The following is a 14,077-nucleotide window of genomic DNA, read 5'->3' as shown; positions in this document are numbered from 1 at the left end:
ACCGATGCCTGCCCTTCGCCGCGCCGCCCTTTCCATCCTGCTGGGCACGATGCTGTGCGCGCCCGCCCTTGCCGCCGACGCGCCGGCCATCGCCGCCAAAGCCTCGACCGCCCTGCCCGGCGTCAGCCTGCTGGGCGAGCCGGTGCCGATGCCGGGGCTGGAACGCAAGCGCCAGCTGCGCCTCTACCTGCCGCCCGGCTACGCGACTTCCGGCAAGCGCTACCCCGTACTGTACATGCACGACGGCCAGAACCTGTTCGACGTGGCGAGCGCCTTCTCCGGCGAATGGCGGGTGGACGAGACAATCGACGCGCTGGCGCGCGAAGGCAGGCTGGAACTGATCGTGGTCGGCATCGACAATGGCGGCGACAAGCGCCTGACGGAGCTGAACGCCTGGGACCACGAAAAGTTCGGCAAGGGCGAAGGCCCGGCCTATACCGACTTCATCGTCAACACCGTCAAGCCGATGATCGACCGCCAGTACCGTACCCTGCCCGGCCGCGCGCATACGGCGATCATGGGCAGCTCGATGGGCGGGCTGGCCTCGCATTACGCGCTGGCGCAGTACCCGGAAGTATTCGGCAAGGCGGGCGTGTTTTCTCCGGCCTACTGGACGGCGCAGCCGGTGTTCGGCTTCGTGAGCGGCAAGCCGGTACCGAAGGACGCGCGCCTGTACCTCTTGATGGGCGGGAAGGAAGGCGCGCAGATGAATGCGGACGTCCAGCGCATGGCGCAGGTGCTCAAGCAGACCGGACATCCGGCCGGGAATACAGTGCTCAAGACCGTGCCGGGGGCGGAGCACAACGAGGCGTTCTGGGCGGGCGAATTGCGGGAAGCCCTGCTGTGGATGTTCGCGCCCGACAGGGCCAGGTAGGCGGAGCGTCCGCCCATCCGGGAGCTGAACGCGTGGGCGGGAAGACCCGCCCGCGCGACGAATTGCCTCAGCCTTTACGGTGCGGCTTCTTGGTGCCCGCCTTCGTGAAGCTCTTCTTCTTCGGCGCCGTGACGATCGGCGCTTCCACGCCGTCGCGCGTCATGTTCAGCTGCTGGCCCGCGACCCACACCGTGCGCAGGTGGTCGATCAGTTCCGGCGTCATGTCGTCCGGCAGGTCGATGGTGCTGTAGTCGTCGTAGATCTCGATGCGGCCCATGTACTTGGCCGGCATGTCGGCTTCGTTGGCGATCGCACCGACGATGTTGCCCGGCTTGACGCCATGCTGGTGGCCGACCTCGATGCGGAACGTGGCCATGCCCGGTTCCGCTTCGCGCACCACGCGCTCCTTCTTGAAGGCCGGTTCACGTGGCTCACGGGGTGCCCGCGGCGCCCGCTCTTCCCAGGCGTCCTGCACGCGCGGCACGAAGTCGGCACGCTCGGGCCTGGCCTCGCGGTCCGGCTTTTCCAGCAGCAGCGGCTGGTCGCCGCGCGCCAGCTTGGCCAGGGCGGCGGCGATGTCCACCGCCGGCACGTTCTGCTCGCGCTCGTACTCTTCCACCAGCGAACGGAACATCTCCAGGCCGCCTTCGGCCAGGGTGGCCGCGATCTGTTCCTTGAAGCGGGCGATGCGCACTTCGTTCACCGCCTTCACGGTCGGCAGCTGCAGCGGCGCCACCGGCTGGCGCGTGGCACGCTCGATCGCCTTCAGCAAACCGCGTTCGCGCGGGGTGATGAACAGGATCGCTTCGCCGCTGCGGCCGGCGCGGCCGGTGCGGCCGATACGGTGGGTATAGCTTTCCGGGTCGGACGGCACGTCGTAGTTGATCACATGGCTGATGCGGTCCACGTCCAGGCCGCGGGCGGCGACATCGGTCGCCACCAGGATGTCGATCTTGCCGCTCTTGAGCTGCTCGATGGTGCGCTCGCGTGCCTGCTGGGCCATGTCGCCGTTGATGGCGACGGCCGCGAAGCCGCGCGCCTGCAGCTTGGTCGCCAGTTCCTCTGTCCCCAGCTTGGTGCGCGCGAAGATGATCATGCCGTCGAAGGGCTCGGCTTCCAGGATGCGGGTCAGCGCGTCGAGCTTCTGCATGCCCGCCACCAGCCAGTAGCGCTGGGTGATGTTGGCAGCGGTGCCGGTCTTCGCGGCGACCGTGATTTCCTGCGGGTCGCGCAGGTAGGTCTTGGCGATGCGCTTGATGGCCGGCGGCATGGTGGCCGAGAACAGCGTGGTCTGGCGCTCCGGCGGGGTCTGCTGCAGGATGTGCTCGACGTCCTCGATGAAGCCCATGCGCAGCATCTCGTCCGCTTCGTCCAGAACGAGCGTCTTGAGCATCGAGAGGTCGAGCGAGCCTTTTTCAATGTGGTCGATCACGCGGCCCGGGGTCGCCACCACCACGTGCACGCCGCGGCGCAGCGCCGACAGCTGCGGTCCGTAGCTCTGGCCGCCGTAGATCGGCAGCACGTGGAAGCCCTTGATGTGGGCCGCGTAGCTCTGGAAGGCTTCCGCCACCTGGATCGCCAGTTCGCGCGTCGGCGCCAGCACCAGCGCCTGCGGCGTGGCCTGCTTGATGTCGATGCGCGACAGGATCGGCAAGGCAAAAGCGGCGGTCTTGCCGGTGCCGGTCTGGGCCTGCCCGAGCACGTCGCGGTTGGCCAGCAGCAGCGGAATGGTCGCGGCCTGGATCGGCGACGGCGTTTCATAACCGACTTCCTTCAGCGCCTTGAGGACGGGCGCGGAAATGTCGAGGTCGGCGAACGACGGGATAGGGGTGTCAGACATGGGGGAGATGCTCATAAAGTAGGTGCGAAGGCGCCAGTTTACACTGTCGCCCGGAAGCCCGGCGCAAACTGCCGGACATTGTCATGCGGTAAAAAAGAAAAAGCCCTTGCAGGCATCGCTGCCTGCAAGGGTTGCGCTGCGCCCCGGAAGGGGCGGCTGGCACTGCTTACAGCTTGTAGTTCAGGCCGAACAGCATCTGGCGGCCGTACTTGCTGTAGCCGCGCGGACGGTCTTCGCTGCCGGCGTAGCTGCGGAAGGCGGTGTCGGTCAGGTTGTTCACCTGGAACAGCAGCGACAGGCCCGGCACTTGCTTGATGTCGTAGCCCAGCTGCAGGTCGACGACCTTGTCGGCCTTCACGTAGGTCAGCTCGGTGGCGCCGCCGATGCCGCCGATCTCGCCGACGAAGTCGCTGCGGTAGCGCTGGCTCACACGGGCCGAGAAGCCATCGTTCTCATAGTAGGCGGTGACGTTGAACACGCGCTTGGACAGGCCAGGCAGCGGAATGTTCATACCGGCGAAGCGCTGGTCCAGGATCGTGATCTCGCTGTTGGTGAACGAGGCGTTGGCGGTGATGCCGAAGCCGTTCAGCATCGGGCTGACCATTTCCAGCGGCACCGAGGCGGCGAACTCCAGGCCCTCGATCGAACCACCCTTGCCGTTGCGCGGCTGGGTCATGGTACCGATGTTGGTGGTTGCGCCGACCAGGCGGTATTCCGAGAAATCACGCGGCGTGGTCACGGTGTAGATGTAGGAAGTCAGGTCCTTGTAGAAGCCTGCTGCCGACACGTAGCCCTTGTTGCCGAAGTATTTTTCCCATGACAGGTCGACCTGCTTGGCGCGCCACGGGTCGAGCTGGGCGTTGCCGCCGTTGCCCCATGGAGTACCGGTGCTCTGGGCGGTCAGGCCGACTTCCAGCGCCGCGTTCAGCTGGTTCAGCTTGGCGCGTGCCAGGGTCTTGCCGGCGCCAAAGCGGATGAACTGCTGGTCAGGCAGGCTCCAGGCCAGGTTGATGCTCGGCAGGTAGTCGGTGTACTTCTTGCCGTCGGTCAGCGGCACCAGGTCGGCGAACGGCCAGGCGCGCAGGGTGTTCGCGGTCGAGCTCTGGTCGGTCTCGACCACCTGGATGCCGATGTTGCCGCGCAGCGGCATCGCCATCAGGTCGGTATCGATGTTCAGCTTGGCGTAGCCGGTCTTGACCTTCTCTTCGATGAACCAGTTCTTGGTCGCGCCCCATGGCACCAGGATGGCCGGGGTGAATGGACCGAAGTTCTGGTTCAGCACGCCCTGGATGTCCCAGCTCAGGGTATTCGGCAGGCCGTACAGGTCTTGCGAGCCGTTGATGACGTTGGCCGCGAAGCTGCCGTCGCCGATCTTCGAGAAGCCGGTTTCCAGGTGCTGCTTTTCCTTTTCGCGCTTGGACACGTTGAAGCCCAGTTCCAGGCTGCTGAACACGTTGTGGTCGAACTTGCGCTCGATGCTGGCGCGCGCCGAGGTCATCTCGTCGGTCATGTAGGGCGCGTTGACGTAGCCTTCGCCGAACTGGCCGCCGATGCGCAGCTGGGCCGGATCGTCATAGACGCCGCTCAGGCTCAGGGTCGGCACGCGGGCGCCGTTGTAGGCGAAGTTCAGGCTCTGGCGGGCCTGGCGGCCGGCGTTGATCTCGACCAGCTCTTCACGGTGGTCGGCCTTGGAACGGCTGATGTCGAGCACGCCGACCCAGTCGCCCGAGGTGAAGCGGTTGTTCCAGCCGAAGGCGGTCAGCTTGTCGTCGCGCTTCATGCGGTTGTTGCGCACCACCGGGTTGACGTTGTTGGCGACGCCCTCGACCATCACGCCGTTGACGGTGCGGCCGTTGGTGAAGGTGACGCTGCCGTCGTCCTTGAGCGGGATTTCCATGCCGCGGCGGATCTCTTCCTGGTCGAAGCGCGAGTGGTACACGTCGAAGGTCGAGCTGAAATTGCGGTTCGGACGGAACTCGAGCACGCCCATCAGGCCGTCGCGCACCTGGTCGCCGGTGACGGCCAGGGCCTTGATGCCCTTCGGCACCTTGACGTTCGGCGTGCCGCCCGAATCGACCCAGTCCCAGGTCTCGAACTGCTCGTGCACGTTCGGCTTGTCCTGGCGTGCATAGCCGATGGCGATACCGACCGTGCGGTTGGCGAACTGGTCGATGTAGGATGCGCTGACGCGGCTTCCGGTGTCCGGCGAGCCGGCGCTGACCGAACCCTTGGAGTTCTTTTCACCGCGCACGTTGACGCTGATGGTGCGCTCGCGCAGCGACAGCGGCTTGATGGTCTGCAGGTCGACCGTGCCCGACAGGCCCTGGCCGATCACGCCGGCGTCCGAGGTCTTGTAGACGGTGACGGCATTGATCAGTTCCGACGGGTACTGGTCGTATTCGACGGTACGGTCCGAGCTGGTCGTGACCTGCTCGCGGCCGTTGAGCAGCGCGGTCGACAGGTCGCCCGAGGTGCCGCGGATGCTGATGGTCTGGGCCTGGCCGTTGGTGCGCTGGGCCGACAGGCCCGGCAGGCGCGCCAGCGATTCGGCGATCGACATGTCCGGCAGCTTGCCGATGTCTTCGGCGGAAATGGCTTCCACGATACCGGTCGACTCGCGCTTGACGGCGATCGCGTCTTCGATGGCGCGGCGGATGCCGGTCACGGTCACGGTCTGGACCGCACCGTCGACGGCCGGCGTGGCGCTGGCGTCCGTGGTTTGCGCATGGACGTTGCCGGCCATGGCCGCAACGAAGATGGCGCAGCCGGTAGCAACCGGGCTCAGCTGAAATACGTGGCGAACCGGCTGGGCGGCGCGCTTGGTTGCGAAGATATTCATTTGTCCCCTCAATAAAGACGAATAGTTTTTTCCCGAAACTACAGCGCGACAGGCAGCGGCACGGCAGCCTCAAGCAAACGGTTTTGTACGTTCCATCACGGATGATGTACTAAAACTAGATGCACTGTCAACGAGAGTTGCTTGTTACTACGATAATGGCATGTTTTTCCCGAAAACGGCAGACGGAGACCGGTTTCTCGTTGTATTTGAGCTACAAAACAGTGCATCTGTTTCTGTAGTCGCACTACAAATGGGGAAATTTGCCACTTAATCCTTGGTAATTGCACCAAGTTGGTGCGAGCTGTCGCAGCAGGATTGATCGTTGCGGGATGGCTGGCCTGGCCAGAAGAACTGTGCTTGGAAAAGTGTACTTTGACTAGAAAGCTATGATGTCGATCAGCAGCCGGATGCGCTTGCCGAACGCGTGGCCACGCCGGGCCGGGAGGACGAATCAGGGATGCGTTGGGGGCGTTGCTGTAGTGCGACTACGGACACACACGGGGGGACCAATCCACGAAATTCACGCTCAGGACAAGGCCTCGGCTTCGCCCGATACCGGCCGCGCCTCCTTGCGCGAGGGGCCCTGGGCCAGCAGGTGCAGGCGTCCTTCCAGCACCCGGAATTCGAGCGGCATCGTCATCCTGCTCACCTCGCCGTCGGCCGCGACCTTCATGCGCTTGCGCCCGTACACGGCTGGCGTGCGCACGGTAAGGCGCTTGAAGGCGAAGGCCTCGACTTCCTCGTCCTGCCCGAGCCGCCCGCGCAGCCCCTGGATGAGCAGGCGCAACAGGCCGAGCTTGCCCATCGGGCGCGGCGCGATGCCGACCAGCTGGCCGTCCTCCACGGCTTCGATCAGGCCGTCGCGCATGCCGACCTGCTCCAGTTGCAGGCGGTTGTTACCGACAAACAAGGTTGTCGTGCGCAGGCGGCGCTCCTTGCCGTCGAGTTCGAGGGTGATGCGCAAGTGCCGGTGCGGCCGCAGCGCGATCTTGATTGCCGAAAAGAAGGCAACCAGCCGGCTGCGTCCATAGTGGCGCTTGTCCAGCTCGCGCTCTTCGAGCAGCTTCGGATACAGGCCGACGCTGGCGTTGACCAGGAATATCTTGTTGTTGAGCAAGCCGACCTGTACCGTCCGTAGCTTGGCGCGCAGCAGCGCATACACGGCCTCGGCCAGGTCTTCGGGAATGCCGTGGGTACGGCCGAAGTAATTGAAGGTGCCCTGCGGCAGGACGCCGAAGGGACAGCCGGCCAGCACCGCCTGGTGCGCCACCGTGTTGATGGTGCCGTCGCCGCCGGCCGCCACCAGGATGCCCTCCTCGGCCATGGCGCGCGCCGCCAGCGCGCGCGCCTGCTCTTCCAGCCCGGCCGGATCCTCGACCAGCTCCAGGTGGCAGCGCCGTCCGGCCCCATCGAACACCTGCTGGATGGTGGAGCGGCGCAGTTCGGTCTCGGAATGGCCCGATCCCGCATTCATGACGATGAAATACGTGGCGTCGGGACGCGGCGCGGTGCTGGGCATCGTGGTTCGTGTTTCGGTGAGTGGACCTGCAGGCATCCTACACCCGGCGCCCACACGCCACGGTGCGCTAGCGCTCCGACAGCGCCATGCGGTACAGGTTCAGCGCCGGCGCGCCCTCGGCCAGCGTGCGCGTGCCCTCGAAGCGCATGCCAAGCCTGAGCAGCAGCGCGATCGAGGCCGCATTCCCCGGGGTGGTAATGGCGGCCAGCCGCGGGATGCCGAGCGCGCGCGCATGCGCCACCACGCCCTGCGCCGCCTCGAAGGCATACCCGCGTCCGCGGTAGCGCGGCAGGAAGGCGTAGCCGATGTCGACGTCCTCGAGCCCGTCGCGCTTGATCAGGCCCGACATCCCGACCGGCACCCCGCCCTCCCTGCCGTTCCCACGCAGTTCCACCCGCAGTTCCACCCGCAGTTCCACCATATACATCGAATGGCCGAGCGCGCGCTGCATCGCCACCGGACCGTCCTCGATCGACTTCACGGCCGCTTCCAGCGTGCGCACGCCGCGGTCGCCGATATGCGCGATGAAGGCAGGATCGTTCAATACTTCCAGGTAGTGCGCCGCGTCGCCCGGCGTCAGCAGGCGCAGGCGCAGGCGTTCGGTGAGCAGGATCTCGGCGCCGGGCTGGCCGCTCATGCGTCCGCCGTCGGCCAGTGGTCAGGGTCGCGCAGCAGTTGGTACATCACGTAGGCATCGACGTAGCCGAGGCGCTTGTGGCGGTAGGCCTTGGGCAGCGTGCCCACGATCGAGAAGCCGAGTTTCTTCCAGAGCCGGATGGCGCTGCCGTTGGTGCTCACCACATAGTTGAATTGCATCGCCAGGTAGCCGCGCCTGCGCGCCTCCTCCAGGCTATGCGCGCCGAGCAGGCGCCCGACTCCCGCGCCCTGGGCCGAGGGACTGACCATGTAGGAAGCGTTCGCCACGTGGTGGCCGCGCCCCACCTGGTTCGGCACCAGTCGGTACATGCCGAGCAGGCGCTCGCCGCCGCTGGTCGCGACGAAGCTCGCCACGTCGGGTCCGAGCCAGTAGGCATGGCCGGTCTCGCGCGAGGTCGCGCTGGTGAAGGGATAGGTTTCGCCGGCGGCGACGTGGGCGCAGAAGATGCTCCACATCGCATCGAAATCGTGCTCGCCGGCGGGACGGATCTGGATGTCTTTCACGGGCTGTCGAAACGCGTTACTGAACTGGAAAGCGTTCTATTCTAGACCAAACCGGGCCTGCTTCACGGCGCGCTGGTCGTATCGTGCGGCCTCTGTTGCGATCCGTCCAGCCACCACTTCGGTCCTATTGCGGCATCCGGAAATCCGTGCTGGCGGGGCGTCCCGGCAGGTGCAGGGTGGCCTGGGCCGGCGGCGCCTCGGCCACCACGGCGCCGCGCCGCAGCACCAGCCGGCGTGGCGCGCGCAGGCGAATCGCCTCCACCGTGGAGCCGGCGTCCAGCAGCACCAGGTCGGCCTGGCATCCGGGCGCCAGGCCGTAGCCTTCCAGGCCGAGGATGCGTGCCGGGGTTTCGGTCACCGCCAGGAAGCACTGGTGCATCGCCTCCACCCCCGTCATCTGGGCCACGTGCAGGCCCATGTGGGCCACTTCCAGCATGTCACCGGAACCCATGCCGTACCAGGGATCGAGCACGCAGTCGTGACCGAAGGCCACGTCCACGCCCGCCTCCAGCAGTTCCGGCACGCGCGTCATGCCGCGCCGCTTCGGGTAGGTGTCGTGGCGGCCCTGCAGGGTGATGTTGATCAGTGGGTTGGCGATGGCGGCGACGCCGCTTTCCGCGATCAGGGGCAGCAGCTTGCTGACGTAATAGTTGTCCATCGAGTGCATCGAGGTCAGGTGCGAGCCGGCCACCAGGCCGTGCATGCCGAGGCGCTGCGTGTGGTAGGCCAGGGTCTCGATATGGCGCGACATCGGGTCGTCGGTCTCGTCGCAATGCATGTCCACGCGCCGGTCGTGCTGGGCCGCGTACTCGCACAGCAGGCGGATCGATTCGGCGCCGTCCGCCATGGTGCGTTCGAAGTGCGGGATGCCGCCAACCACGTCGACGCCCATGGCAATCGCGCGCTTCAGGTTGCCGAAGGCGCCGGGACTGCGCAGCAGGCCGTCCTGCGGAAAGGCCACCAGCTGCAGGTCGAGGTAGGGCGCGACCTGCTTGCGCACTTCCAGCAGCGCTTCCACCGCCAGCAGGCGGTCATCGCAGATATCGACATGGGTGCGGATCGCCAGCAGGCCGCGCGCCACCGCCCAGTCGCAATAGCGCAGCGCGCGCTCGACGATCGCCTCCTGGGCCAGCTGGGGCTTGAGCTCCCCCCACAGGCGGATCCCTTCCAGCAGGGTGCCACTGCGGTTCACCCGCGGCAGGCCGTAGCTCAGGGTCGAGTCCATGTGGAAATGCGCGTCCACGAAGGGCGGGCTGACCAGGCCGCCGTCGGCGTCGATCTCGCGCGCGCCCTGGGCCGCCAGGCGCTTTTCCACGGCGGCGATGCGCTCGCCGTTGATGCCGATGTCGATGTCCCGGCTGCCATCCGGCAGGGTGGCATTGCGAATCACGAGATCCATGCGTGCTCCTCCTTGTTGTCCCGATTGTAAGCCCATCCGGGCGGGCTGGACGCCGAGGCGGGCGGGCAAGCACCATGCTGCAATGCAATAATTAATTGCCATTCCGGCCAACAAGACTTTGCAAGCTTGCCGAATCATGGATACACTAGCCGATATTGCAGTGCGCCATAAATGACCGACAAGGAAACCTCCATGACCCAGATCCGCGACCAGTTTTCCGCAGTAGGCAAGGCCCAGTTCGAAGCGCAGCTCGATTTCTTCCAATTTTTCAGCACCCAGGCACTGGAGAGCGCCAGCCGGCTCGCCGCCCTGCAACTGGCCGCATCGCGCGAAGCGGCCACGCGTGCGCTCGGCGCCGGTTTCGCCCTCGCCCAGGGCCGCGCGCTGTCCGGCGCCGGCGTGCAGCCTGCCGACACCGCGGTCGCCCCAGCAGCCGCCCTGGCCCCGCGGCCCGAACCGGTGGCCGATGCGGCCGCCACTTCCGCGTTGCCAGCCAAGGCCGAGACCGCACAGGTGGACGCCCAGGTGACCGAACCCCTGGTCGTGGCCGAACCGGCTGCGGCGCCTGAAGTCCTGGCCGCCATCCCCGCGCCGGTTCCGGTGGCCGAGCCGAAAGCCATCGCCACGGCCGCCGGCAAGGGAGAGGCGCATGCCGCCATGGCCGCGCACCCGGCCGCCGCCCCGCTCGCGCCGGCGCCTGGCGCGGCGCCGAAAGCCACGCTCGCGCCGGCCGCACCCAAGCGCAAGAAATAAGCGCCGCCTGGCGGGCACGTCACGCCAGGCGGCGCCTGCGCGGGATTGGCAAAGCGACTACACTAGCGGGCTTCGGCCCGCTTGGCGTTTCCGGACGTGGCAAGCCGGGCCCACACTTTTCAAGGAAACGCCATGTGCCCTCGCCCAGGTGCGGCTCCATGAGCCTCGCACGCCTGATCAGCGGTTTCGTCCGCCGCCACTGGCCCGCCTACGTCTCGTCGGCCTTCATGTTGGCCGGCGTGGCCGTGTGCACGGTCCTCATCCCACGCAAGGTCGGCGCCCTGATCGACGGCCTGGCCGCGCATCGCCTCGACCAGGACGCGCTGCTGCTCGGACTGGCCCAGCTGCTCGGGCTGGGCCTGGCCATCTACGTGCTGCGGGTCGGCTGGCGCATCCGCCTGTATTCCGCCGCCTACAACCTCGGCGTCGAGCTGCGCACGCGCCTGTATGCGCGCCTGGCCAGCCAGGGCCCGGGCTTCTACCAGCGCCAGCGCACGGGCGACCTGATGGCCCTGGCCACCAACGACATCGACGCCATCGAGATGGCGGCCGGCGAAGCCATGCTGGCCGGCTTCGACGGTAGCCTGACCCTGGTGATGGTGCTGGGGATCATGACGCTCGGGGTCGACCCGCGCCTGGCCGCCGTGGCCCTGCTGCCCTTCCCCCTGATGGCGTATGCCTTCTGGCGCATCTCGCGCCAGGTCCATACCGCCGAAGCCGACGCGCTCAAGCGCTTCTCGGCCCTGAACGACCATGTGCAGGAATCGCTCACCGGCGTGCGCACCCTGCGCGCGATCGGCCTGGAAGCGCGCAGCAGCGCGCAGTTCGGCGAACTGGCGGGCCAGGCGGCCGACGCCAGCCTGGCTGCCCAGCGCTGGGAAGCGGCCTACGAGCCGGCCGTGGGCCTGACCCTCACCGCCGCCACCGGCCTGACCCTGGGCCTGGGCGGCTACCTGGTATGGCACAACGAGCTGACGGTGGGCGCGCTCACCAGCTTCTCGATGTACCTGGGCCAGCTGATCTGGCCGATGTTCGCGGCCGGCTGGGTGCTCTCGCTGATCGAGCGCGGCCGCGCCGGCCTGGCGCGCCTGCAGCCGCTGCTCGACATGCCGCTCACCGTCGAGGACCACGGCACGCTGGAACAGGTGGGATACGGCCCGCTGGCGCTGGACCGGGTCCGCTTCGCCTACCACGACGCGCAGCTGCCGGCGCTGGACGATGTCTCGCTGCGCATCGAGCCGGGACAGACGCTGGGCCTGGTCGGCCCCACCGGCGCCGGCAAGTCGACCCTGCTGCGGGTGCTGCTGCGCCAGGCCACACCGCAGTCCGGCACGGTATCCTGGGCCGGCCAGCCGTTGCATGCCTACCGCCTGGCCGCACTGCGCGCCGCCATGAGCTGGGTGCCGCAGGAATCCTTCCTGTTCTCGGCCACCATCGCGGAGAACATCGCGCTGGCGCGCCCGGGCGCCTCGCGCGCGCAGGTAGAAGAAGCGGCCAGGATGGCCTCGATCCACGACGACATCCTGCGCTTCCCCCAGGGCTACGACACCCCGGTGGGCGAAAAGGGCATCACCCTGTCGGGCGGCCAGCGCCAGCGCGTGGCGATCGCGCGCGCGCTGCTGGCCGACAGCGCCCTGCTGCTGCTGGACGACGCGCTGTCGGCGGTGGACACCGGCACCGAGACCCGCATCCTGGAACACCTCGAGGAGCTGCGCCTGGCGCGGCCGGAACGCGCGGCCGTGATCGCCAGCCACCGCCTGTCGGCGGTGGCCGGGGCCGACCGCATCGTGGTGCTGCGCGAGGGCCGCATCCTTGAGACCGGCACCCACGAGGAACTGCTGGCGCTGGACGGCTGGTATGCCAGCCAGTGGCGCTACCAACAACTGGAGGCCAGCATTGACGCCGACTGACGCACACACCGAAACGCAGCAGATGCGGGCCCAGGCCGGGCAGGCGGCCGGCCTGCTGCGCCGCGCCGCCGCGCCCGACCGGCGCCACCTGGGCTGGGCCACCTTCTGGCTGGCGATCGCCGCCGCACTGGAGGTGCTCGGCCCGCTGCTGGGCAAGGCCCTGATCGACGACCACTTCCTGACCCGCCAGATGGACTGGCCGCGCATGGCGCTGCTGCTCGGCGGCTTGGTCGTCACCGGCTGGGCCTCGTCCTGGATCCGCTATCTGCAGCTGATCCGGCTGTCGGGCCTGGCGATGCGCTCGGTGCGCCGCCTGCGCGAATGGGTGTACGGCCACGTGCTGCGCCTGCCGATGGCCTTCTTCGACCGCGCCATCACCGGCCAGCTGGTAAGCCGGGTGACCAACGACACCGAGGCCGTCAAGACCCTCTACATCCAGGTGCTGTTCGTGATGCTCGACTCCAGCATCGTGCTGGTCGGGACCCTGGCCGCGATGGCCTGGCTCGACTGGCGCCTGATGCTGGTGGTGCTGGCCCTGGTGCCGGCGGTGGTCGGCATCGTCTGGCTCTACCAGCGCCTGTCGGCGCCGGCCGTGACCCGCGCGCGCGCCCTGCGCAGTGACATCAATGGCCAGATCGCCGAGTCGATCGGCGGCATGAGCGTGCTGCAGGCCAGCAATGCGCAGCTGCGTTTCGGCGAGCGCTTCCTGGCCACCAACCGCGCCCACTATACGGCGCGCCTGGCCGAGCTGCGCGCCAACGCCCTGCTGCTGCGGCCCGCGCTCGACCTGCTCAACGTGGTGCTGCTCACCATCGTGATCTTCGGCTTCGGCCAGCGCGAACTGGGCGCGGTGGAAGTCGGGGTGCTGTACGCCTTCATCAGCTACATCGCACGCGTGGTCGAGCCGCTGATCCAGATCACCATGCAGTTCAGCGGCCTGCAGCAAGCGGTGGTGGCGACCGCGCGCGTGGCCAGCCTGCTCGACGAAAGCGGCGCCGCGGAGCACGCCGCCGGCCGCATCCAGGACGATGCCGAGTTCGACCCGCGCGCGCCGGCGGTGCAGGTGCGCGGCCTGAACTTCGCCTACGTGCCGGGCCAGCGCGTGCTGCACGATCTCTCGCTCGAGATTGCGCAGGGCGCCTTCTTCGGCATCGTCGGCCATACCGGCAGCGGCAAGTCGACCCTGCTGTCGCTGCTGCTGCGCTACTACACACCGGACGAAGGCTTCATCGAGATCGCCGGCATGCCGCTGGCCGCGATCGGCAACGAGCGCTTCCGCAACGAAGTGGGCCTGGTGCCGCAGGACCCGTTCATCCTGGCCGCGACGGCGCGCGAGAACATCGACATGGGACGCGGCCTGCCACAGGCGGCGATCGAGGCGGCGGCGCGCGCGGCGCACGCGCACGGCTTCATCGCGGCGCTCGAACAGGGCTACGACACCCAGCTGGGCGAAGGCGGCTCGCGCCTGTCCGCCGGCCAGAAGCAGCTGCTGGCGATCGCGCGCGCGCTGGCCGGCCAGCCGCGCATCCTGCTGCTGGACGAAGCCACCTCGCGCATCGACAGCGCCACCGAGCAGATCGTGCAGGAAGCGCTGGAAGAACTGCGCGGCAAGGTCACCATCATCGCGATCGCGCACCGCCTGTCGACCATCCGCGCGGCCGACCGCATCGTGGTGCTGAACCACGGCCGCCTGACCGAGGCGGGCTCGCACGAGGAGCTGATGCGCATCGAGGGCGGCCTGTACCAGCGCCTCTACCTGCTGCAGCAGATCGCGCTCTAGCC

10 protein-coding genes are annotated in these 14,077 nt (G+C 67.7%); 4 read left to right on the top strand and 6 right to left on the bottom strand.

The features are described 5' to 3' along the window. The first annotated feature begins 4 nt into the window (after window positions 1–4). Entirely contained in the window at window positions 5–874 is an 870-nt protein-coding gene (locus LE190_RS00820; protein WP_225236944.1) for an alpha/beta hydrolase, read from the top strand. A 67-nt stretch (window positions 875–941) separates the two neighbouring features. Here the strand turns inward: LE190_RS00820 and LE190_RS00815 are convergent, their stop codons facing one another. From LE190_RS00815 to LE190_RS00790, 6 genes are all read right to left on the bottom strand, one after another. After that, the gene (locus LE190_RS00815; RefSeq protein ID WP_225236943.1) at window positions 942–2,714 is read right to left on the bottom strand and encodes a DEAD/DEAH box helicase; all 1,773 of its coding nucleotides are present in this window, start codon (window positions 2,712–2,714) and stop codon (window positions 942–944) included. 166 nt (window positions 2,715–2,880) lie between these two features. Then, the gene (locus LE190_RS00810; RefSeq protein ID WP_225236942.1) at window positions 2,881–5,553 is read right to left on the bottom strand and encodes a TonB-dependent receptor; all 2,673 of its coding nucleotides are present in this window, start codon (window positions 5,551–5,553) and stop codon (window positions 2,881–2,883) included. Between the two features lie 526 nt (window positions 5,554–6,079). Continuing rightward, on the bottom strand, window positions 6,080–7,072 hold the full coding sequence (locus LE190_RS00805; RefSeq protein WP_225236941.1) for a diacylglycerol/lipid kinase family protein: 993 nt from the start codon (window positions 7,070–7,072) through the stop codon (window positions 6,080–6,082). Window positions 7,073–7,139: 67 nt separating this feature from the next. Continuing rightward, complete coding sequence (locus tag LE190_RS00800; protein WP_225236940.1) at window positions 7,140–7,709, bottom strand: GNAT family N-acetyltransferase; 570 nt, start codon at window positions 7,707–7,709, stop codon at window positions 7,140–7,142. Further along, a complete protein-coding gene (locus LE190_RS00795) occupies window positions 7,706–8,233 on the bottom strand; it encodes a GNAT family N-acetyltransferase (RefSeq protein ID WP_225236939.1) in 528 nt (175 codons plus the stop codon). The genes LE190_RS00800 and LE190_RS00795 overlap by 4 nt, the downstream gene beginning before the upstream one ends. Before the next feature lie 124 nt (window positions 8,234–8,357). Then, a complete protein-coding gene (locus LE190_RS00790) occupies window positions 8,358–9,632 on the bottom strand; it encodes an amidohydrolase family protein (protein WP_225236938.1) in 1,275 nt (424 codons plus the stop codon). Between the two features lie 192 nt (window positions 9,633–9,824). Between LE190_RS00790 and LE190_RS00785 the strand changes: the two genes are divergently transcribed. The 3 genes from LE190_RS00785 to LE190_RS00775 all read left to right on the top strand — a co-directional run bounded on the left by LE190_RS00785 (window position 9,825) and on the right by LE190_RS00775 (window position 14,075). Then, on the top strand, window positions 9,825–10,385 hold the full coding sequence (locus LE190_RS00785; RefSeq protein WP_225236937.1) for a hypothetical protein: 561 nt from the start codon (window positions 9,825–9,827) through the stop codon (window positions 10,383–10,385). Between the two features lie 158 nt (window positions 10,386–10,543). After that, window positions 10,544–12,295 (top strand): ABC transporter ATP-binding protein, encoded by a 1,752-nt coding sequence (locus LE190_RS00780; RefSeq protein WP_225236936.1) that lies wholly within the window; start codon window positions 10,544–10,546, stop codon window positions 12,293–12,295. A gap of 22 nt (window positions 12,296–12,317) precedes the next feature. Continuing rightward, window positions 12,318–14,075, top strand: coding sequence for an ABC transporter ATP-binding protein (locus LE190_RS00775; protein ID WP_225238025.1), 1,758 nt, complete (start codon window positions 12,318–12,320; stop codon window positions 14,073–14,075). Window positions 14,076–14,077: the final 2 nt, after the last annotated feature.

It is taken from the genome of Massilia hydrophila, assembly GCF_020208145.1.
Classification (GTDB): Bacteria; Pseudomonadota; Gammaproteobacteria; order Burkholderiales; family Burkholderiaceae_D; genus Telluria; species Telluria hydrophila.
The sequence above is the reverse complement of the archived record's forward strand: the minus strand, read 5'-3'. Positions and strand labels throughout refer to the sequence as shown.

Excerpts from the sequence above, each read along its gene's own strand:
- LE190_RS00820 (WP_225236944.1), top strand. The coding sequence starts at position 5 with ATGCCTGCCCTTCGCCGCGCCGCCCTTTCCATCCTGCTGGGCACGATG.
- LE190_RS00815 (WP_225236943.1), bottom strand. The coding sequence starts at position 2,714 with ATGTCTGACACCCCTATCCCGTCGTTCGCCGACCTCGACATTTCCGCG.
- LE190_RS00810 (WP_225236942.1), bottom strand. The coding sequence starts at position 5,553 with ATGAATATCTTCGCAACCAAGCGCGCCGCCCAGCCGGTTCGCCACGTA.
- LE190_RS00805 (WP_225236941.1), bottom strand. The coding sequence starts at position 7,072 with ATGCCCAGCACCGCGCCGCGTCCCGACGCCACGTATTTCATCGTCATG.
- LE190_RS00800 (WP_225236940.1), bottom strand. The coding sequence starts at position 7,709 with ATGAGCGGCCAGCCCGGCGCCGAGATCCTGCTCACCGAACGCCTGCGC.
- LE190_RS00790 (WP_225236938.1), bottom strand. The coding sequence starts at position 9,632 with ATGGATCTCGTGATTCGCAATGCCACCCTGCCGGATGGCAGCCGGGAC.
- LE190_RS00785 (WP_225236937.1), top strand. The coding sequence starts at position 9,825 with ATGACCCAGATCCGCGACCAGTTTTCCGCAGTAGGCAAGGCCCAGTTC.
- LE190_RS00780 (WP_225236936.1), top strand. The coding sequence starts at position 10,544 with ATGAGCCTCGCACGCCTGATCAGCGGTTTCGTCCGCCGCCACTGGCCC.
- LE190_RS00775 (WP_225238025.1), top strand. The coding sequence starts at position 12,318 with ATGCGGGCCCAGGCCGGGCAGGCGGCCGGCCTGCTGCGCCGCGCCGCC.